The organism is Terrabacter terrigena (assembly GCF_042676085.1).
GTDB classification, from domain to species: Bacteria; Actinomycetota; Actinomycetes; order Actinomycetales; family Dermatophilaceae; genus Terrabacter; species Terrabacter terrigena.
The window spans coordinates 1-17855 of sequence record NZ_JBHTKH010000019.1; the positions used below are offsets into that span (position 1 = coordinate 1).

Below are 17855 nucleotides of genomic sequence, written 5' to 3' on the forward strand. Positions count from 1 at the left end.
GGGACGAGCTCGCAGAGCTCTCCCACGAGCTGCAGAAATGAACGAGGTGACGTCATGAGCGTCGCTGTCGCCCACCACACCCGCAGCTCGAGCGACCTCGCCCTGCAGGAAGGGGCCCGCCAGGCGGCCTACCGCGCGACGGACCTCGTCGTCGTCCACGTCGTCGAGTCGCTCGACAACGACATCGCGGAGGCCAACAAGGCCGGGATCTCGGACGCCATCGAGAAGGCCCTCGCGGCGGTCGCCCTACCCGACCTGCGCTGGGACGTGCGGCTCGTCGCCGGCGGACGCGAGATCGCCGACGTCTCCGGGGCGATCCTCGCGGCCGTCGGGGAGCTCGCTCCCGACGTGCTCGTCATCGGGGCGCGCCGGCGCTCGCCGATGGGCAAGGCGTTCCTCGGCAGCGTGGCGCAGAACATCATCCTCGACGCCGACGTGCCGGTGCTCGTCGTCAAGAGCCCGAGGTGAGCACCCAGCGCGCGGAAAGGTACTGACATGAGCAGATGCGGACATGTTCGGACCGACTGGCTAGTCTGCGCCCATGTCCAAGCCCGTTGACGTCCGCATCGACCGCGAGACGCCGGTCCCGCTCTACCACCAGCTGGCCGAGCAGCTGAGTGCGGCGATCGGCAGCGGGACGCTGCAGCCCGGCGACGCGTTCGAGAACGAGGTCGCCATGGCCGAACGGCTCGGCCTCTCGCGGCCGACCGTCCGGCGGGCGATCCAGGAGCTCGTGGCACAGGGCCTGCTGCTCCGGCGACGTGGTCTCGGCACCACCGTCGCCGGGCGGCAGATCCACCGGCGCGCCGAGCTGACGAGCCTCTTCGACGACCTGCGGCGCGAGGGCACCGGCGATCCGCGCACCGAGGTGCTGACGCACGAGGTGACCACCGACGAGGTCGCGGCGACCGCGCTCGGCCTGCCGATCGACACCCCGCTGCTGCACCTCGTGCGGCTGCGGCGCAACGGCGACCAGCCGCTCGCGATCCTGCGCAACTGGCTGCCGCCCGCCTACTCCGACATCACCCGGTCCGACCTCGAGAGGGACGGCCTCTACGCGATGCTGCGCACGCGAGGCGGCAAGCCGGTCGTCGCGCACCAGCGCATCGGCGCCCGCCAGCCGTCGGCGGCGGAGCGCAAGCACCTGGACCTCACGCCCTCGCAGCCCGTGCTGACGATGACGCGCACCGCCTTCGACGCGGTCGGCGGGCCCGTCGAGTACGGCGACCACTGCTACCGCGCCCAGGACTACTCCATCGAGGTCATGCTCGACGAGCGCTGACCCGCGCCCCGACCCACCGCGGCGCCCGACACCCGAGAAGGTATGCCGTGACGTCCCTGTCGCTGCCCGACGTCCTCCCCGCGCCACGCCGCCCGTCCGCCGACTCCGTCCCGTCGCTCCGCTGGGGCGTGCTCGGCACGGGGTGGATCGCCTCGCGGTTCGTCGCGTCGCTGCAGGCGTCGACGACCCAGCGGGTGATGGCGGTCGGGTCGCGCACCCAGCAGACCGCCGACGCCTTCGCCGCCACCCACTCGATCGAGAGAGCACTCGGTTCAATCGCCGACCTCGTCTCCGACCCCGACGTCGACGTCGTCTACGTCGCGACACCGCATCACCTGCACCGGGCAGGGGCGCTGGCCGCGGTCGCGGCGGGAAAGCACGTTCTCGTCGAGAAGCCGATCGGACTGAATGCCGCTGAGGCACAGGAGATCTCGGCTGCAGCGCGTGCGGCGGGCGTCTTCTGCATGGAGGCGATGTGGACGCTCTTCCTGCCGCGCTTCGACGTCGTCCGGCAGGTGCTGGAGGCGGGACTGCTGGGCGAGGTGCACACGGTGCTGGCCGACCACGGCGAGCACTTCGACCCGCCGCACCGCATCCTCGACCCGGCGATGGCCGGCGGTTCGCTGCTCGACCTCGGCACCTACGTCACGACTCTCGCCACGTGGGCGCTCGGGCCGGCCACCCGTGTACAGGCCGCCGGGTCGATGACCCCGTCGGGCGTCAACGGCCAGGCGGCGATGGTGCTGACCCACGCCGTAGAGGCGACGAGCGTGCTGCACTCGACGCTGCTCACGCGTACGCCCACGGCCGCGACGATCGCGGGCACGGCGGCGACGCTGACACTGCCCGGTCCGTTCTTCATGCCCGGCGACGTCGTCGTCACCTCGGCCGACGGCTCGCGCTCGGTCACCTGGACCGACCCCGAGCCGATCGGTCACGGCGCGCTGCACCACTCCGCGGTCGAGGCCGCCCGCTGCATCGGCGACGGCCTGCTCGAGTCTCCCCTGCACCCGGCCGAGGCCGTCCAGCACAACCTGAGGGCCCTCGACGAGGTCGCCACCCAGCTCGGCGTCACCTACGCCTAGCCCGGACGGATCGCTCTCCCATCGGAGTGCAGGAGCCCACCCTTCCGACCCAAAGAGCAGTGCGTCAGGTGACGGAGTGCTCTTTCGATCTCAGGTGAGGGGCTTGAGGACGTCCAGTCCGAGGAAGGGGCGCAGGGCCTCGGGGACCACGACCGAACCGTCGGGCTGCTGGTGGTTCTCGAGGATCGCGACGAGCCAGCGGGTCGTGCCCAGCGTGCCGTTGAGCGTCGCCACGGCGCGGGTGCCCGAACCGTTCGGGTCGCGCTCGCGCGTGTTGAGCCGGCGCGCCTGGAACGTCGTGCAGTTCGACGTCGAGGTCAGCTCGCGGTACTTGCCCTGGGTGGGCACCCACGCCTCGCAGTCGAACTTGCGCGCGGCGGGACCACCGAGGTCGCCGGCCGCCGTGTCGATGATGCGGTAGGGCACCTCGATCTTGCCGAGCATCTCGCGCTCCCAGTCGAGCAGGCGCTGGTGCTCCGCCTCGGCGTCCTCGGGACGGCAGTAGCTGAACATCTCGACCTTGTGGAACTGGTGCACGCGGATGATGCCCCGGGTGTCCTTGCCGTGCGACCCGGCCTCGCGGCGGTAGCAGGCGGACCACCCCGCATACCGCTTCGGACCGTCGCTCAGGTCGATGATCTCATCGGAGTGGTAGCCGGCGAGCGCGACCTCCGACGTGCCGGTGAGGTAGAGGTCGTCGGCCTCGAGGTGGTAGACCTCCTCGGCGTGCGCGTCCATGAAGCCGGCGCCGACCATGACCTCGGGGCGCGCCAGCGTGGGCGTGATCATCGGGGTGAAGCCGGCAGCCGTGGCCTGGGCCATGGCCATGTTGAGCAGGGCCAGCTCGAGCATCGCGCCGACGCCGGTGAGGTAGTAGAACCGTGCGCCGCCGACCTTGGCGCCGCGCTCCATGTCGATGGCGCCGAGCTTCTCGCCGAGCGCGAGGTGGTCGAGCGGCTCGAAGCCCTCGGCGGCGAAGTCCCTTGGGGCGCCGACGGTCTCGAGAACGACGTAGTCGTCCTCGCCGCCGACCGGCACGCCGTCGATGATGACGTTGCCGACCTTGCGCAGCAGGACGTCGAGCTCCGAGGTCGCCTCGTCGGCCGTCGACTCGAGTGCCTTGACCTGTTCGCTCAGGGCGGCGGCCTTCGTGCGGGCGTCGTGGGCGGCCTTCTCGAGCTCGGCGGCGTCGGCGGCACCGGCCTTCTTCGCCTTCTGGAACGCGCCCATCGCGGCGCCGACCGACCTGCTGACGGTCTTCTGCTCGGCGCGCAGCGACTCGAACTCGCCCAGGGACGATCGGCGACGCTCGTCGGCAGCGAGGATCGCGTCCACGATCCCCGGGTCCTCACCGCGGGCCTGTTGCGAGGCGCGGACCCGGTCGGGTTCGTCGCGCACGAGCTTGATGTCGATCACGCGGGCCAGCCTAACGGCGCCCGCCGGTGCGCCTCGACCGAGATCCGGCCCGAGACCAGGCCCGGGAGCTCACTCCGGCCGGATGAGCGCATAGGCGGCGACGGCGTCGGCGGGCAGGCCACGCACGTCGATCTGGACCCGCCCGGTCGGCAGGCCGAGGTCGGCAGTGCGCTGCACCGTCCCGTCGCACGGGAAGGGCCGCGAGTAGAGCGGCTCGCCGTGCCCCCACGTGCCCGGCGCCGCGTCGTAGACCGCATAGCTCGTGCCGGCGGACGTATCCGTGGGTCGCCGGGCCGAGCACGCGACCTCCACGATGTAGGTGCGGCCGGCCGCGACCGGCACGCCGGGGACGTTGCGGAAGGACTGGCCCTTGCCCGTTCTCCGCACGACGACCCGGGCCACCTCTCCGGGCCCCTGGGCGGGCACCTCGAGCCTCGGCGCCGGGCCGGGGTCGATCGGCGTCAGCGACACCTCGGGCGTCACCACCACGCCCGACTCGGCCACGGTCGGGACCGACGGTCGCGCCCCCGCGGACGTGCACCCACCGAGTGCCCCGAGCGCCACCAGCGCCACGAGGGCCCGCACCTCGAGCAGCCGCGACCCCGCCTCAACGGGGCGGTCGCGACTCATCCCCCGACTCTAGGCCGCCGGCCACCCGCAGAGGTATGCCGTGCGCCCCCCGCCGGGCGCACGGCTCACCTCGTGTTCCTCACCGCTCCTTCACCGTCGAGGCCACCTGTTGTGCGTCTTGACGGTTGGGGGTGTGGCTACTTCACCTCGGCGCGGGTCAGGCGCCAGATGCCCAAGGCGAGAGGGAGCACGACCCACAGGCTGACCGACGTGCCGAGCTGGGCCCACTGCTCGCCCGTCAACGAGCCCGAGAAGAGCGGTTGCATCGTGTGCTGCATGTCGAGCCACGCGGCGGCCGACTCGAGCCACGAGACCATCGAGCCGAGGATCGACCAGGCGGTGGGGAGGATGAAGTAGACGACGATGGCGGCAGGCGTGTTCTTGAAGAGCATGCCGAAGCCGACACCCTGCGCGATGCCGAGCAGCACGTAGCCGCCGGCGCCGAGGAGCACGAGGCCGTCGATGCCCCAGTCGGCCGTGATGCCGCGGAAGGTGATGGCCGCCTGGTGGGCGATGCCCGCGAGCGCCAGCGCGAGGGCGAACGCCGCGACGCCGACGGTGAGGGCCGAGAGCAGCTTGGCCCACGCGACCCGCATGCGGCGCGGCTCGAGCCCGAACGTCACGAGACCGGTGCGCTGGCTCCACTCGGACGTGACGGCGAGGATGCCGACGACCGGGAGGATGATCGCCATCGGCATCGTCGTCGCCTGGAGGTACTCCTCGAACGAGTGCTGGCCACCCTCGTTGAAGAACATGATCGTCAGGGCGGTCGCGATGATGGCCGCGATGCCGATGAGCAGCCAACGGCCGGCCCGGGTGTCGAGCATCTTGCGAAGCTCGACGTGCACGAGCCGCGTGAACGGCACGCCCGTGGTGGGTCGCGGTCCGGCGATGCGCGACGGCACCTTGGCCGTGGCCGGGAGCGTGGACTCGGCGTTCGGCGAGGTGGGTGCCACGGAGGCCGTGGCGGACGTCGTCGTGGTGGTCATGCCGCCACCTCCTCTCGGGCGGCGTCCGCCGTGAGGTCGAGGAACATCTCCTCGAGACCCCGGCTGTCGCCACCGCGCAGCTCGGTCAGGACGATCTGGTGGGCGGCCGCGACCCGGCCGACCTCGATGGGCTCGGCGTCGACCTGCAGGCCACCGGTCGGGGTGCGCTGGGCGACGATCGACGCGGCGGCGAGGGCGCCCAGCAGCCCGTCGTCGTCGGTCGAGCGCGTGTAGGTGCCGGCGCCGGCGAGCAGCTCGTCCTTGGTGCCCTGGGCGACGATCTTGCCGTGGCCGATGACGATGATCTCGTCGGCGACGCGCTCGATCTCGTTGAGTAGGTGCGAGCTGAGCAGGACCGTGCCGCCCTCGTTGGCGTAGCCGCGCAGCAGGTCGCGCATCCAGCGGATGCCGGCCGGGTCGAGGCCGTTGGCCGGCTCGTCGAGGATGAGCACCTCGGGGTCACCGAGGAGCGCGTGGGCGATGCCGAGGCGCTGACGCATGCCGAGGGAGTAGTTGCGGACCCGGCGGTTGGCCTCCTTCTCGGTGAGGCCGACGAGCTCGACCATCTCGTCGACGCGGTGCCTGCCCGCGCCCATGAGGATGGCGCCCAGCGTGAGGACCTCGCGACCCGTGCGGCCGGCGTGCTGCGCGGAGGCGTCGAGGAGGAGGCCGACGTGGCGGCCCGGGTTCGGCAGGGCGGCATACGGCTTGCCGAGCACCGTGGCCCGGCCCGAGGTCGCGGGAGTCAGGCCGGACATGACGCGCATCGCGGTCGTCTTGCCGGCACCGTTCGGCCCGAGGAAGCCGGTGACGAGACCCGGCTTCACCTCGAACGAGACGTCGTCGACGGCCGTGAAGGGGCCGTAGCGCTTGGTGAGTCGTTCCACTGTGATCATGGGCCCAACCCTCTCGGAGACCCGATCGGTCGCGCATCCGTCACAAGCCTGATTCCGACCCCTACCAAGGTCGTAGGCGACCCTGACCGGAGTCAGGGTCCACGCTCAGGGTCCGTACGCCGGAAGTCGCGGCCGGGCGCGTCGAGAGCAGCCCCTGGTCGTATGCCGTCCGGCGCGTTCGCTGCCTACGCCGCACGTGACGAGGCGTTTCGGCAGGGACTGGCTGCTCGTCGACCTCGGGTTCGGCCTCGTCGCGACGGCGCTGCTGCACGGTCGCCGTCGCTGGCCGCTGCCGGTCGCGGTCGTCGCACGTCGCGGGCGTCCCCGGCGGCCTGTCGCGTGCGGAGGGCACCCGCCGTGCGACGGCCGAGGCGCGCCTCACCGCTCTCACCGAGCGCGAGCGTCGTCCACGACGCCGGCCTCGCCTGAGCGACGAACCTCGAAAAGTCGGTGGACGGGGCGGCGCCGCACGGCATACGGTCCTGCCCGTGTGGATCTCCTGATGCCTCGAGCCCGCCCGCGCCCTGACCTGTCACCCACGAGCTGACGTCACGCCGCGGGGCCCTGCCGACCATCAAGGACCTCGCCCATGTCTTCCACCCTGACCCTCTCCGGGCTCGACGTCGCCTTCGGCGCGCGCACCCTCTTCTCCGGCCTCGACCTGACGCTCGCCGACGGTGACGTCACGGCGGTCGTGGGCCCCAACGGCTGCGGCAAGTCGACGCTGATGCGCACGATCGTCGGCGACCTCGCGGCCGACGGCGGTTCCATCCGGCTCGCCCCGCGCGACGCCACCGTGGCCTGGCTGCCGCAGGTCGTGCCCGACTCGAACGAGACGCTCCTCGCGTACGCCCGGCGCCGCACGGGGGTCACGGCGGCCGACACCGAGCTGGAGGCGGCCTCGGCTGCCGTCGCCGACGGCCTCCCCGGCAGCGACGACCGCTACTCCCTCGCCCTCGAGCGCTGGCTCGCGCTCGGTGCGGCCGACCTCGACGAGCGGCTCCCCGAGGTGGCGGCGAAGGTCGGACTGGAGGTCGCCCCCGACCGTCCGCTCGGCACGCTCTCGGGCGGCCAGGCCGCGCGGGCGTGCCTCGTCGCGGTCCTGCTCAGCCGCTACGACGTGCTGCTGCTCGACGAGCCGACCAACGACCTCGACGCCCGCGGCCTCGAGACGATGGCCGAGTTCGTGCGCTCGCACACCGGGCCGGTTCTCATCGCGAGCCACGACCGAAGGTTCCTCGACGAGGTCGCGACGAGCGTCCTCGAGCTCGACGCCAAGCAGCAGCGCATCGCCCACTACACCGGTGGCTGGAGCGCGTACGTCGAGCAGCGTGAGCTCGCCCGGTCACAGGCGTGGGACGCGTACACCGGGTATGCCGCCGAACGCGACGGCCTGCTCGCTCAGTCCCGCCAACGCGCCGAGTGGGCGGTCAAGGGCCGCACCGGTTTCAAGGCGACCAAGGAGGGCGACAAGCACATCCGGGAGAAGCACCGTGCCCGCGCCGACCGGCAGGCGGCCAAGGGCGCCCGTCTCGAGCGCGCCGCCGGGCGGGTCTCGGTCGTCGAGCAGCCCCGCAAGGAGTGGCAGCTGCGCTACACGATCACGGAAGGCCGCCCGTCCGCCGACGTCGTCGCGACCCTGTCGGACGCCGTGGTCGAGCGGCACGGGTTCCGGCTGGGGCCGGTGAGCCTCGGCGTCGGTCGCGGTGACCGCGTCGCCCTCGCCGGCGAGAACGGCAGCGGCAAGACGACGCTGCTCGCGGCACTGCTCGGCGACCTGCCCCTCACGGCCGGACGGCACACGCTCGGCACGCGGGTGTCGGTCGGCGTCATCGACCAGAGGCGTGCGTTGCTCGACGACGACGCGACCGTGCTGGACGTCGTGCGTCGCGAGCTGGGCCCGCACCCGACCGCGGGCGACGAGTGGCCGCAGGCCGAGGTGCGCACGCTGCTCGCGAAGTTCGGCCTCGGCTCCGAGCACGTCGGCCGTCCCGCTCGCAGCCTGTCGATGGGTGAGCGGACGCGTGCGCTGATGGCGCTCTTCCAGGGTCGCGAGGTCAACGTGCTCGTGCTCGACGAGCCGACCAACCACCTCGACGTCGATGCGATCGAGCAGCTCGAGGCCGCCGTGGCGGCGTTCGGGGGAACCGTGCTCATCGTCAGCCACGACGAGACGCTGCTCGCCGGCATACGGCTGACCCACCGGTGGACGGTCGGCCACGGACGCGTGGACGTGACCGTGCTGTGACTGCAGGGACGCTCGGCCCGGGCCACCGGGGCGGGCTCCGGGCCTCGGGCCGGCGCCCGGCCGATGCGGACGGTCCGGCACAATCGGGCACCATGAGCGGTCTGCGCAGGGGTCTTCAGGTCAGCCGTCTCGTCGCGGCGTTCCGTCGCGAGAGGCGCGCCGAGGTGCGGTTCAGCCGGCTCATGGCGGGGGTGTACCTCGGGCTGGGCCTGCTCCTGCTCGTCTGCGGGGGCTGGCTCGTCGGCATCGCCGTGGGACTGCTGTCGCCGGGCACCGGCACCACCGACGGGGCGGCCGTCTACGGCACCGTGAGCCTCGGTGTCGGGCTCGTGCTGTTCGGCATGGGCTGCGGCCAGGTGCGTCGAGGCACACCGGCGCTCGTCGTCGACGACGAGGGCGTGCACGTCCTCGGCAAGGTCGTGCCCTGGGCGCACGTCAGCGGCTTCAGGACACAGCAGCACCGCACGGGGCACAGCTCGCACACGGTGGCGACCATCGTCGTCGACGAGGCCAGCGCGCGGGCCTGGTCGCAGGCCCGTCGCGAGCCCGAGCGACGTGGGTCGCGGCTGTACGCGCTCGGCACCGTCGGCCCGGACGGGATCGCACTGCCGTTCAACCTCGCCGTCGACCCTGCTCCCCTGTGCGAGGCGCTCGAGGCCATCCGCCTCGAGGTGCGGGGCCGGCAGACCGGCGCAGTGGATCCGGCGCCCGACGAGGTCTCGTCGGAGCAGCCCCCGCACGCCTGAGCGGCCTGGGACGCTGCGCGCCGGCGCTCACCTGCCCCGCACCTCCCGCGGGCACGAGTTTTGCGCAACGCTGGGCACATGCCTGCAACGACAGTCGTCCTCTTCGGCGCCACCGGAGACCTCGCGAAGCGCAAGCTCCTTCCCGGCATGCTCCACCTGCACGAGTCGCAGCTGCTCGAGGGGCTCCGGGTCGTCGCGACCTCGCTCGACGAGCTGAGCCGTGACGAGTTCCTCGACCTCGTCTTCGCCTCGATCCGTGAGCACTCGAGCCACGACGTCACCGACGACGACCTGCGCGAGTTCGCCGACCGCATCCATTGGGTGCCGGGTTCGGCTGGGCCGCAAGGCATCCGGGCTGCGGTCGACGAGTCGGAGAAGATCCTGGGCCCGGACGCCTGGCGTCTGCACTACCTCTCCGTGCCACCGAAGGCGGCGCTCGCCGTCGTGCGCCAGCTCGAGGAGGCCGGCCTCGTCGAGCGCAGCCGCATCATCATGGAGAAGCCCTTCGGGACCGACCTCCAGAGCGCCAAGGCCCTCAACGCCGAGCTGCACGAGGTCTTCAACGAGGAGCAGATCTTCCGCATCGACCACTTCCTCGGCAAGGAGGCGGCCCAGAACATCCTCGCGTTCCGGTTCGCCAACGGCCTGTTCGAGCCGATCTGGCACCGCAACCACATCGACCACATCCAGATCGACGTGCCCGAGACGCTCGGTCTGGCCCAGCGCGCCGACTTCTACGAGAGCACCGGCGCCTACCGCGACATGGTCGTCACGCACCTCTTCCAGGTGCTCGCGTTCACCGCGATGGAGCCGCCGACAGCACTCGAGCCGCACGCCATCAGCGAGGAGAAGAACAAGGTCTTCCGGTCGATGGCGGCGATCGAGCCGCACGACGTCGTCCGCGGCCAGTACGTCGGCTACCGCGACGAGCCGGGGGTCAGGGCCGACAGCCAGACCGAGACGTTCGTCGCGCTCAAGTGCTTCGTCGACAACTGGCGCTGGGCCGGCGTGCCCTTCTTCCTGCGCACCGGCAAGCGGCTGGCCGAGGGTGCCCGGATCATCTCGATCGCCTTCAAGGAGCCGCCGCGGTCGATGTTCCCGCCGGCGTCGGGCGTCGGCGACAACGGCCCCGACCACCTCACCTTCGACCTCGCCGACAAGTCGCGGATGTCGCTGTCGTTCTACGGCAAGCGGCCGGGCCCCGGCATGAAGCTCGACAAGCTGTCGATGCAGTTCTCGGTGCAGGAGACCGACTGGGCCGGGTCCGTGCTCGAGGCCTACGAACGGCTCATCTACGACGCCGCCCGCGGCGACCGCACGCTGTTCACGTCGGCCGAGGGCATCGAGCGCCTCTGGGAGATCAGCCAGCCGTTGCTCGAGAACCCGCCGATCGTGCGGCCCTACGACCCCGGCACGTGGGGCCCGAACCAGATCCACCAGCTCGTCTCGCCGTTCACCTGGCGCCTGCCGTTCGAGCGCCGCTGGCGCGACCCGAACGCCACGGGCGCCTGAGCACCCCGGCCGGCGCGGCCCGCTGACCGGCTGACGCCGCCGGCAGTCACTCGCCGGGGTAGACGACCCCGGTCTGCCGGCGCACCTCGTCCATCGTCTCCATGACCCTCAGCGTCGCGGCGTGTGGCATGAGCGCGGACTCGCGCTCGCCCGCGGTCAGGCAACGGGCGAACTCTGCTGCCTCGTAGGAGAACCCGCGCACGTCGTCGGGCAGGCCGCCGTCTCGCTCGTCGACGACGTCGCCGGCGCGGTTGACGAGCCGGATCGACGAACCGGGCGTGTAGAAGGTGCTGGACAGCTCGAGCCGCGCCTCGGTGCCTGCGACGACCGCCGCGCACGGGGTCGCAGCGGCCATGGTGCACGTCAGCACGCCGTGGCCACCGCCGGCACCCGTGACGGTGATCGTCGACGACGCGTCGACCCCGAGGTCGGTGAGGGTGGCGACGGCGGTGACCGAGGCGGGCGCCCCCAGCACGACGTCGGCGAACGAGACGGGGTAGACGCCGAGGTCGAGCAGGGCGCCACCTGCGAGCTCGGGCTGGGAGAGGCGGGCGGGTCCGTCGGGGTAGAGGTGCTGCCCGTGGTCGGCGTACACCGCGACGAGGTCGCCGAGCAGCCCCGCCTCGACGACATGCCGCACGACGTCGTAGTGCGGCAGGAAGCGGCTCCACATCGCCTCCATGACGAGCAGGCCGCGGGACTCGGCCGCTGCGAGCACCTCGCGTGCCTCGGCGGCGCTGCGCGTGAACGCCTTCTCGACGAGCACCGGCTTGCCGGCCTCGATGGCGAGCAGGGCGTGGTCGCGGTGCTCGGAGTGCGGCGAGGCGACATAGACGGCGTCGACGTCGGGGTCGGCCACGAGGTCCTCGTAGCTGCCGTGGGCCCGGCCGATGCCGAACTCTTCGGCGAAGTCCTGCGCCCGCTCCTTGCTGCGCGAGCCGACCGCGACGACCGAGGAGGCGGTGCCCACGGCGACGGCGTCGGCGAAGGCGTGGGCGATGCCACCCGGGGCGAGGACGCCCCAGCGGATGGCGGGCGCGTCGTGCGGGTCGGGCGTGCGCGGCTCGGGCAGCTGGAGGGTCACGTCGATGGGCAGAGTCATGCAGTCACGTCCCAGAGATGGTGTCGGATGTCGTGCAGGAAGTAGAGCGTGAGGGTGCGGGTCGTGAACTGCGACCCGTTGCTGCGCAGGGCCGGCCACTCCCACTGCGTACCCGAGGGACGGGCGTATGCCGTCGCCGCGGCCTCGAACGCCGTCGTCACCTCGCGCCGGACGACGTCGGGGTCGGAGCGCCAGTACTGCCGCTCGAGGGCAGTCGCGTCCTGGTCCCAGTTGGCGAGGGTCACGAGCGCGCCGCCGCCGTCGAGGATCTGCTCGAGCCGGCCTCGCATGACGTCGCACACGTCGCGCACGTGGCAGACGTACTCGAGCGGTGACCAGACCCCCTCGGCCGGGCGGGTGCGCACGTCGTCGCGACCCAGCGCGACGGCATACCGCTGCCCGGCGTCGCGAAGGAGGGCCGGCGCGTCGGCGACGTCGACGCCCTGTGCGTCGAAGCCGCAGTCCGAACACGGACGGGTCAGCACCCAGGTCCAGTCCGAGTCGTCCGGAGTCGACGGCCCGGGGTCGGTGAGGGGCTCGCTCATGCGCCCAGCCTAGGGCCGCCGTCCAGCGGCGATTCGGGGAGCGCCCGACGCGCGGGATAGCGTATGTCTTCGTGCTCAAGGACTACCTGCCGTGGATCGTCGCCGGCGTCGTCGTGCTGGTGCTGGTCGTCGGGGGGCTGGTCCTGAACCGCGTCGCACCGGACACGACCGCGACCCTGCGACGCCGGCCCCGTCCGCCGCGCGACCACTTCCGGTCCGGAGACGATGCGTCGCGCGCCCCGCTCAAGCGGGCCGGCATCGTCATCAACCCGACGAAGTTCGCCGACCTGCCGGGTGTCCGCGAGCGCATCACCGAGACGTGCCTCGCCAACGGCTGGGGCGAGCCGCTCTTCTACGAGACGACGGTCGACGACCCGGGCCGGGGCCAGGCGGTCCAGGCCGTCGGCGACGGCGTCGACGTCGTCTGCAGCCTCGGCGGCGACGGCACGGTGCGCAACGTCGCCAGCGCACTCGTCGGCACCGAGACGCCGCTCGGCATCCTGCCTGCCGGCACGGGCAACCTGCTGGCCCGCAACCTCGACCTCCCGGTCGCCCTCGAGGGCGCGGTCGCGGTCGCGCTGACCGGCCGCAACCGGCGCATCGACGTCGGCGAGCTCGTCGTGGGGGCGGCCCCGATGGACGACGCTCCCGACGAGTCGGGCGCCCCCGAGACGCACTACTTCGTCGTCATGGCCGGGGTCGGCATGGACGCGCAGATCATGGCCGGCACCAACGAGAACCTGAAGGCCAAGGTCGGCTGGCCGGCCTACATGGTCTCCGGCCTCAAGCACCTCGTCTCGCCGGAGTTCCGCGTCTCGGTGAAGGTCGACGACGACATGGAGTTCCGCCGCCGCGCGCGCATGGTCGTCATCGGCAACTGCGGCCGGCTGCTCGGCGGGCTGGTGCTGATGCCGAGCGCGCGCGTGGACGACGGGCAGCTCGACACGGTCATCGCCTCGCCGAAGGGTGTCGTCGGGTGGGTGCCGGTCGCGACCCGGGTCGCCACCCGCCGCCGCAAGGGTCACCCCACGCTGGACCACAAGGTGTGCAAGGAGATCCGGGTGCGCGCCGACCGGCCACTGCCGCTGCAGATCGACGGTGACGTCGTGGGCGAGGCCACCGAGGTGACCGCGAACGTGCGCCCCGGCTCCCTGACGGTCCGCGTCAGCCTCTAGACACCGCCGGCCGGTCAGGCGAAGAGTGCCTGGCCCCAGTACTCGCCGTCGGCGAGGCCCGGCGGGCAGGCGAACACCGCCGAGCCGTTGTGCTCGATGTACTCGTTCAGCACGTCGGCCTTCGCGAGCGCCCGCTGCATCGGCACGAACTGCCTGCCCGGGTCGCGCATGTAGGCGAGGAAGAAGAGTCCCGCGTCGAGATGGCCGACGCCGTCGGAGCCGTCGGTGAAGTTGTAGCCGCGACGCAGGATGCGCACCCCGCCGAGCTGGCTCGCGTGGGCGAGCCGCACGTGCGCGTTGACCGGGATCGCGGTCTCGCCGTCGGGGCCCTTCTTCGCGAAGTCGAGCGTGTCGAACTCCTTGGCCTGGCCGAGCGGCGCGCCCTCCTTCTTGTCACGGCCGATGATGTCCTCCTGCTCCTGCAGGGGCGTGCGGTCCCAGACCTCGATGTGCATGCGGATGCGGCGCGCGACGAGGTAGGAGCCACCGGCCATCCACGCGCCGCCGCCCGTCTCGTCGTCCTTCGCGACCCAGACGTGCTGCGCGAGGTCCTCGAGCTGCTCGGCCTTGACGTTGTTGGTGCCGTCCTTGAAGCCGAACATGTTGCGCGGCGTGGCCTGCGCGGTCGACGTCGACGAGGTGCGGCCGAAACCGAGCTGCGACCAGCGGACGGCGACGATGCCGAAGCCGAGGCGCACGAGGTTGCGCACGGCATGGACCGCGACCTGCGGGTCGTTGGCGCACGCCTGGAGGCAGAGGTCGCCACCGGAGCGCTTCGGGTCGAGCTGGTCACCCGCGAAGGCCGGTAGCTCCTCGAGGGCGACCGGCTTCCTCGACGCCAGGCCGAAACGGTCGTCGAAGAGCGAGGGGCCGTAGCCGATCGTGATCGTCAGCCCGGACGCCGGCAGGCCGTACGCCTCGCCGGTGTCCTCGGGTGCCCGGTTGGGTCCGCCACCGACGAGCCCGCCGGGAGCCGCCTCGGCGCCGGCAGTCATCCGTTCGGCGGCGCGGGTCCAGGCCTTGAGCAGCTCACGGAGCTGGGCCGCGTCCTTCGTGACGACGTCGAGCGCGACGAAGTGCAGGCGGTCCTGCGCCGGTGTGACGATGCCGGCCTGGTGCACGCCGCGGAACGGGATCGCGGCGTCGAGGGCGAGCGCCGGCGTCGTCGACCCCGGGGCACCCGCCGCGGGGGCGTCGTCACCTCTCGTCACGGTGTTCCCTCGCGGGGCGAGGGCTCCAGTGCCGGCGGCGCCGACGACGATGCCCGCGACGGCAGCGCTCCCGGAGGCGCCGATGAGGTGGCGCCGGCTCAGGCCCTCGGTGCTCACTTGGCCTCCACGACCCCGGGCACCTTGGAGACCTGCTCGCTCAGCGCGTCGAGGGACACCGTGAGCGCCTTGATGTCGGCGTCGGTGAGCTTCTTGTAGGAGACGAACTTGCCTGCGACACGGTGCGACTCGAGCAGCTTGTTGAGCTCGCCGAAGCGGGCGTCGAGCGCCTTCTGCAGCTCGGGGTCGCGCTCGGTGACGACGGCGCGCAGCGTCTCGAGGGCCGACTGCGAGCCCTGGAGGTTGCCGCGGAAGTCCCAGAGGTCGGTGTGCGAGTAGCGCTCCTCCTCGCCCGTGATCTTGCCGGTGGCGACCTCGTCGAGCAGGGCCTTGGCGCCGTTCGAGATCGTCAGGGCGGTGGGCTCGACCGTCTTGCTCTTGGCCGCGATCTCCTTGACGTCGGCGAGGAGCTGGTCGGCGACGGCGTTCGAGTCCTTCTGCAGGCCGCTGACCCACAGGTCCTTCTCGAGGCGGTGGTAGCCGGTGAACTTCATGCCCTCCTCGACGACGTCCTCACGGCCGTCGATGCGGGGGTCGAGGTCACCGAAGCTCTCGGCCACGGGCTCGATCGTCTCCCACGGGAGGCGGGCGGTCGGGTAGAGGTCCTTGGCCCTGGCGACGTCGCCGGCCTGGACCGCGGCGACGAAAGCCTCGGTGCCGGTGAGCAGCTCGTCGGACTGGGTCGCGACGAACGCCTTGTAGTCAGCGATGGCCTTGGCGACCTTCTGGTCGGCGCTTCCCGCGGCGGCCGAGCCGGTGACGGTGAAGCCGGCGCGGATGCCGTCGCCCACCATGCCGGGCTTGCAGGCGGTGGTGAAGGTGCCCGGTTGGGTGACCTCGACCTTGAGCTCGCGCTTGAGGCCCGGCGTGATGTTCTCGACCTCGCCGACGATGCGGTCGCCCTCGGCGTACACGTAGAACTCGTTGACCTTGGTGCCGGTGTTCGTGACCGAGAACGTGATGGTCCCCGCCTTGGCGCTGGTGGCGCTCAGGGTGCACGCGGTGTCGGTGGCGTCGACCGTGATCGGGCCGCCGGCCGCGGTCGAGGCGCCGGAGGCCCCGTCCGGGTCGGCCTTGTCGGTGCACGCACCGAGGCCGAGGCCGGCGACGAGGGTGAGCGCGAGGGGCGTGACGATGCGCAGGGCGGGGCGGGGCATGGTTCTCCTGGGGAGATTCGGGGCGAGTGCGGGCTGTGGTGCGGGCGGGTGCCGGGGGTGCCGGCCGGTGCGGGGCGGCGCCGGGCGGCACCGGGGGCGTCAGGCGGCGACGGCAGGACGCGTGTCGCCGGAGGTCGCGGCCGGGGCCTGCGGCGTTGGTCTGGCCGGGCGCAGGAACAGGGTCATGACGATGCCGACGTAGAGCACCCAGGCGACGGCCTGCAGCACGGTCGTGGCCGGCGTGAAGTTGAAGATGCCCTTGAGCAGGGTGGCGTACCAGCTGCTCGGGTCGACGGTGGCGCTCACGTCGAAGGCGAGCGTGGTGAGGCCGGGGAGGAAGCGCGCCTCCTGCAGGTCGTGCAGGCCGTAGGCGAGGATGCCGGCGGCGACGAGCACGAGCAGGATGCCGGTCCAGCGGAAGAACTTCGCGAGGTTGATCTTCACCGCGCCGCGGTAGATGAGCCAGCCCAGCACGACGGCGCCGGCGAGGCCGACGACCCAGCCGACGAGGGGCTGGTTGTTTCCCTGGCCGGCGGCCTCGGTGGTGGCGTAGAAGAAGATCGCGGTCTCGAGGCCCTCGCGGCCGACGCCGAGGAAGGCGACGAGGGCGATCGCGAACGGGCCCATGTCGAGGGCCCGGTCGAGCTTGCCCTTGAGCTCGCCGGAGATGGTGCGCGAGGCGGACTTCATCCAGAAGACCATGAAGGTGACGAAGACGACGGCGATGATCGAGGCGCTGCCGCCGATGAGCTCCTGGGCCTCGAAGGTCAGCTGCTTCGTGCCGTAGGTGAGCAGGGCGCCGAGTGCGACGGCGAGCCCGATCGCGACCCCGACACCGGTCCAGACGTGTCGCAGGGCCCAGCGGCGGTCCGTCCTGACGAGGAACGCCACGAGGATGACGACGACCAGCGCCGCCTCCAGGCCCTCGCGTAGGCCGATGAGCGCGTTGCTCGCGAGCACGGTGCCTCTCCTGTCTCAGGTTTCTCCCAACAATTAGGTCACGAGTTCGTGTCCGAAATGAGCAAAGCACAGGTAAGCCTTGCCTAACAACCCGGGGGTGGTGCGAGAGTCCACCCATGAGCGCCAACCCGCCCGCACCCGGACCCTTCACGGGTTTCCCCACCGGCGCACTCGGCTTCTACGCCGGGCTCGAGGCCGACAACTCGAAGGCGTACTGGACCGACCACAAGGCGCAGTGGGAGCGCGAGGTCCGCGAGCCGATGCTCGCGCTCGTCGACGCGCTCGAGGACGAGTTCGGCGAGGCCAAGCTGTTCCGTCCGAACCGCGACATCCGGTTCAGCGCCGACAAGTCGCCGTACAAGACCCACCTCGGGGCCTTCGTCGCCGTCGAGCCCGCTTCCGGCTACTACGTCGAGATCAGCGCAGGCGGGCTCCGGGCGGGCGGCGGCTTCCGCGCCCACTCGACGGCGCAGACCGCGAGCCTGCGCCGCGCGGTCGACGCCTCCGCGAGCGGCCTGCAGCTCGAGTCGCTGCTCGAGGGCCTGCGACGCAAGCAGTTCGAGGTGCACGGCGAGCAGGTGCGCACGACGCCCAGGGGGTATGCCGCCGACCACCCTCGCATCGAGACGCTGCGTTACAAGGAGCTCATGGTGATCCGCGACTTCGGCGACCCCGACTGGCTCGCCACGAAGAGCGCCCTCACCCGGGTGCGCGACACGTGGCGCGCGACCCGTCCCCTCAACGAGTGGGTGGCCGAGCACGTGGGCCGGGCCTGACGTCGCGG

17 protein-coding genes are annotated in these 17855 nt (G+C 71.9%); 8 read left to right on the forward strand and 9 right to left on the reverse strand.

The window, feature by feature from the left end; translation table 11 throughout:
* The first annotated feature begins 54 nt into the window (after positions 1-54).
* The 3 genes from ACFQ2V_RS19095 (at position 55) to ACFQ2V_RS19105 (ending at position 2367) form a co-directional block, all read left to right on the forward strand.
* Positions 55-468: a universal stress protein gene (locus ACFQ2V_RS19095; protein WP_386054529.1), complete on the forward strand. Its 414-nt coding sequence runs from the start codon at positions 55-57 to the stop codon at positions 466-468.
* A gap of 73 nt (positions 469-541) precedes the next feature.
* Positions 542-1282 (forward strand): GntR family transcriptional regulator, encoded by a 741-nt coding sequence (locus ACFQ2V_RS19100; protein ID WP_386054530.1) that lies wholly within the window; start codon positions 542-544, stop codon positions 1280-1282.
* Between the two features lie 47 nt (positions 1283-1329).
* On the forward strand, positions 1330-2367 hold the full coding sequence (locus ACFQ2V_RS19105) for a Gfo/Idh/MocA family protein (RefSeq protein WP_386054531.1): 1038 nt from the start codon (positions 1330-1332) through the stop codon (positions 2365-2367).
* A 90-nt stretch (positions 2368-2457) separates the two neighbouring features.
* On the opposite strand, the gene serS is transcribed toward ACFQ2V_RS19105, so the two are convergent.
* The 4 genes from serS to ACFQ2V_RS19125 form a co-directional block, all read right to left on the reverse strand.
* The gene (serS, locus tag ACFQ2V_RS19110; RefSeq protein ID WP_386054532.1) at positions 2458-3783 is read right to left on the reverse strand and encodes a serine--tRNA ligase; all 1326 of its coding nucleotides are present in this window, start codon (positions 3781-3783) and stop codon (positions 2458-2460) included.
* Between the two features lie 69 nt (positions 3784-3852).
* A complete protein-coding gene (locus ACFQ2V_RS19115; RefSeq protein ID WP_386054533.1) occupies positions 3853-4413 on the reverse strand; it encodes a hypothetical protein in 561 nt (186 codons plus the stop codon).
* Positions 4414-4550: 137 nt separating this feature from the next.
* Positions 4551-5402: an ABC transporter permease gene (locus ACFQ2V_RS19120; protein WP_386054534.1), complete on the reverse strand. Its 852-nt coding sequence runs from the start codon at positions 5400-5402 to the stop codon at positions 4551-4553.
* Entirely contained in the window at positions 5399-6298 is a 900-nt protein-coding gene (locus tag ACFQ2V_RS19125) for an ABC transporter ATP-binding protein (RefSeq protein WP_386054535.1), read from the reverse strand. The genes ACFQ2V_RS19120 and ACFQ2V_RS19125 overlap by 4 nt, the downstream gene beginning before the upstream one ends.
* 589 nt (positions 6299-6887) lie before the next feature.
* Between ACFQ2V_RS19125 and ACFQ2V_RS19130 the strand changes: the two genes are divergently transcribed.
* The 3 genes from ACFQ2V_RS19130 (at position 6888) to zwf (ending at position 10804) form a co-directional block, all read left to right on the forward strand.
* On the forward strand, positions 6888-8546 hold the full coding sequence (locus ACFQ2V_RS19130) for an ABC-F family ATP-binding cassette domain-containing protein (RefSeq protein WP_386054536.1): 1659 nt from the start codon (positions 6888-6890) through the stop codon (positions 8544-8546).
* Between the two features lie 92 nt (positions 8547-8638).
* Positions 8639-9292 carry a hypothetical protein gene (locus ACFQ2V_RS19135; protein ID WP_386054537.1) on the forward strand — a complete coding sequence of 218 codons (654 nt, stop codon included), beginning with the start codon at positions 8639-8641 and terminating at the stop codon, positions 9290-9292.
* A gap of 78 nt (positions 9293-9370) precedes the next feature.
* On the forward strand, positions 9371-10804 hold the full coding sequence (zwf, locus tag ACFQ2V_RS19140) for a glucose-6-phosphate dehydrogenase (RefSeq protein WP_386054538.1): 1434 nt from the start codon (positions 9371-9373) through the stop codon (positions 10802-10804).
* 46 nt (positions 10805-10850) lie between these two features.
* Here the strand turns inward: zwf and ACFQ2V_RS19145 are convergent, their stop codons facing one another.
* Positions 10851-11906, reverse strand: a complete 1056-nt coding sequence (locus ACFQ2V_RS19145; protein WP_386054539.1) for a Gfo/Idh/MocA family protein — start codon at positions 11904-11906, stop codon at positions 10851-10853.
* Complete coding sequence (locus tag ACFQ2V_RS19150; protein ID WP_386054540.1) at positions 11903-12451, reverse strand: DinB family protein; 549 nt, start codon at positions 12449-12451, stop codon at positions 11903-11905. Before ACFQ2V_RS19150 ends, ACFQ2V_RS19145 begins: the two co-directional genes overlap by 4 nt.
* A 71-nt stretch (positions 12452-12522) precedes the next feature.
* On the opposite strand from ACFQ2V_RS19150, the gene ACFQ2V_RS19155 reads away from it, so the two are divergent.
* On the forward strand, positions 12523-13626 hold the full coding sequence (locus tag ACFQ2V_RS19155) for a diacylglycerol/lipid kinase family protein (RefSeq protein WP_386054541.1): 1104 nt from the start codon (positions 12523-12525) through the stop codon (positions 13624-13626).
* Between the two features lie 14 nt (positions 13627-13640).
* Here ACFQ2V_RS19155 and efeB read toward each other — a convergent pair whose 3' ends face one another.
* From efeB to efeU, 3 genes are all read right to left on the reverse strand, one after another.
* Positions 13641-14954, reverse strand: a complete 1314-nt coding sequence (gene efeB / locus ACFQ2V_RS19160; protein WP_386054542.1) for an iron uptake transporter deferrochelatase/peroxidase subunit — start codon at positions 14952-14954, stop codon at positions 13641-13643.
* Positions 14951-16111 (reverse strand): iron uptake system protein EfeO, encoded by a 1161-nt coding sequence (gene efeO / locus ACFQ2V_RS19165; protein WP_386054543.1) that lies wholly within the window; start codon positions 16109-16111, stop codon positions 14951-14953. The genes efeB and efeO overlap by 4 nt, the downstream gene beginning before the upstream one ends.
* A gap of 99 nt (positions 16112-16210) precedes the next feature.
* Entirely contained in the window at positions 16211-17071 is an 861-nt protein-coding gene (gene efeU, locus ACFQ2V_RS19170) for an iron uptake transporter permease EfeU (RefSeq protein ID WP_386054544.1), read from the reverse strand.
* A 116-nt stretch (positions 17072-17187) separates the two neighbouring features.
* Between efeU and ACFQ2V_RS19175 the strand changes: the two genes are divergently transcribed.
* Positions 17188-17847 carry a DUF2461 domain-containing protein gene (locus ACFQ2V_RS19175; protein ID WP_386054545.1) on the forward strand — a complete coding sequence of 220 codons (660 nt, stop codon included), beginning with the start codon at positions 17188-17190 and terminating at the stop codon, positions 17845-17847.
* The last annotated feature ends 8 nt before the right edge of the window (positions 17848-17855 follow it).

Coding starts and splice junctions, on each gene's coding strand:
- ACFQ2V_RS19125 (WP_386054535.1), bottom strand. CDS start 6,298: ATGATCACAGTGGAACGACTCACCAAGCGCTACGGCCCCTTCACGGCC.
- ACFQ2V_RS19100 (WP_386054530.1), top strand. CDS start 542: ATGTCCAAGCCCGTTGACGTCCGCATCGACCGCGAGACGCCGGTCCCG.
- ACFQ2V_RS19115 (WP_386054533.1), bottom strand. CDS start 4,413: ATGAGTCGCGACCGCCCCGTTGAGGCGGGGTCGCGGCTGCTCGAGGTG.
- ACFQ2V_RS19175 (WP_386054545.1), top strand. CDS start 17,188: ATGAGCGCCAACCCGCCCGCACCCGGACCCTTCACGGGTTTCCCCACC.
- efeO (WP_386054543.1), bottom strand. CDS start 16,111: ATGCCCCGCCCCGCCCTGCGCATCGTCACGCCCCTCGCGCTCACCCTC.
- ACFQ2V_RS19135 (WP_386054537.1), top strand. CDS start 8,639: ATGAGCGGTCTGCGCAGGGGTCTTCAGGTCAGCCGTCTCGTCGCGGCG.
- ACFQ2V_RS19145 (WP_386054539.1), bottom strand. CDS start 11,906: ATGACTCTGCCCATCGACGTGACCCTCCAGCTGCCCGAGCCGCGCACG.
- ACFQ2V_RS19095 (WP_386054529.1), top strand. CDS start 55: ATGAGCGTCGCTGTCGCCCACCACACCCGCAGCTCGAGCGACCTCGCC.
- zwf (WP_386054538.1), top strand. CDS start 9,371: ATGCCTGCAACGACAGTCGTCCTCTTCGGCGCCACCGGAGACCTCGCG.
- ACFQ2V_RS19130 (WP_386054536.1), top strand. CDS start 6,888: ATGTCTTCCACCCTGACCCTCTCCGGGCTCGACGTCGCCTTCGGCGCG.
- ACFQ2V_RS19150 (WP_386054540.1), bottom strand. CDS start 12,451: ATGAGCGAGCCCCTCACCGACCCCGGGCCGTCGACTCCGGACGACTCG.
- ACFQ2V_RS19120 (WP_386054534.1), bottom strand. CDS start 5,402: ATGACCACCACGACGACGTCCGCCACGGCCTCCGTGGCACCCACCTCG.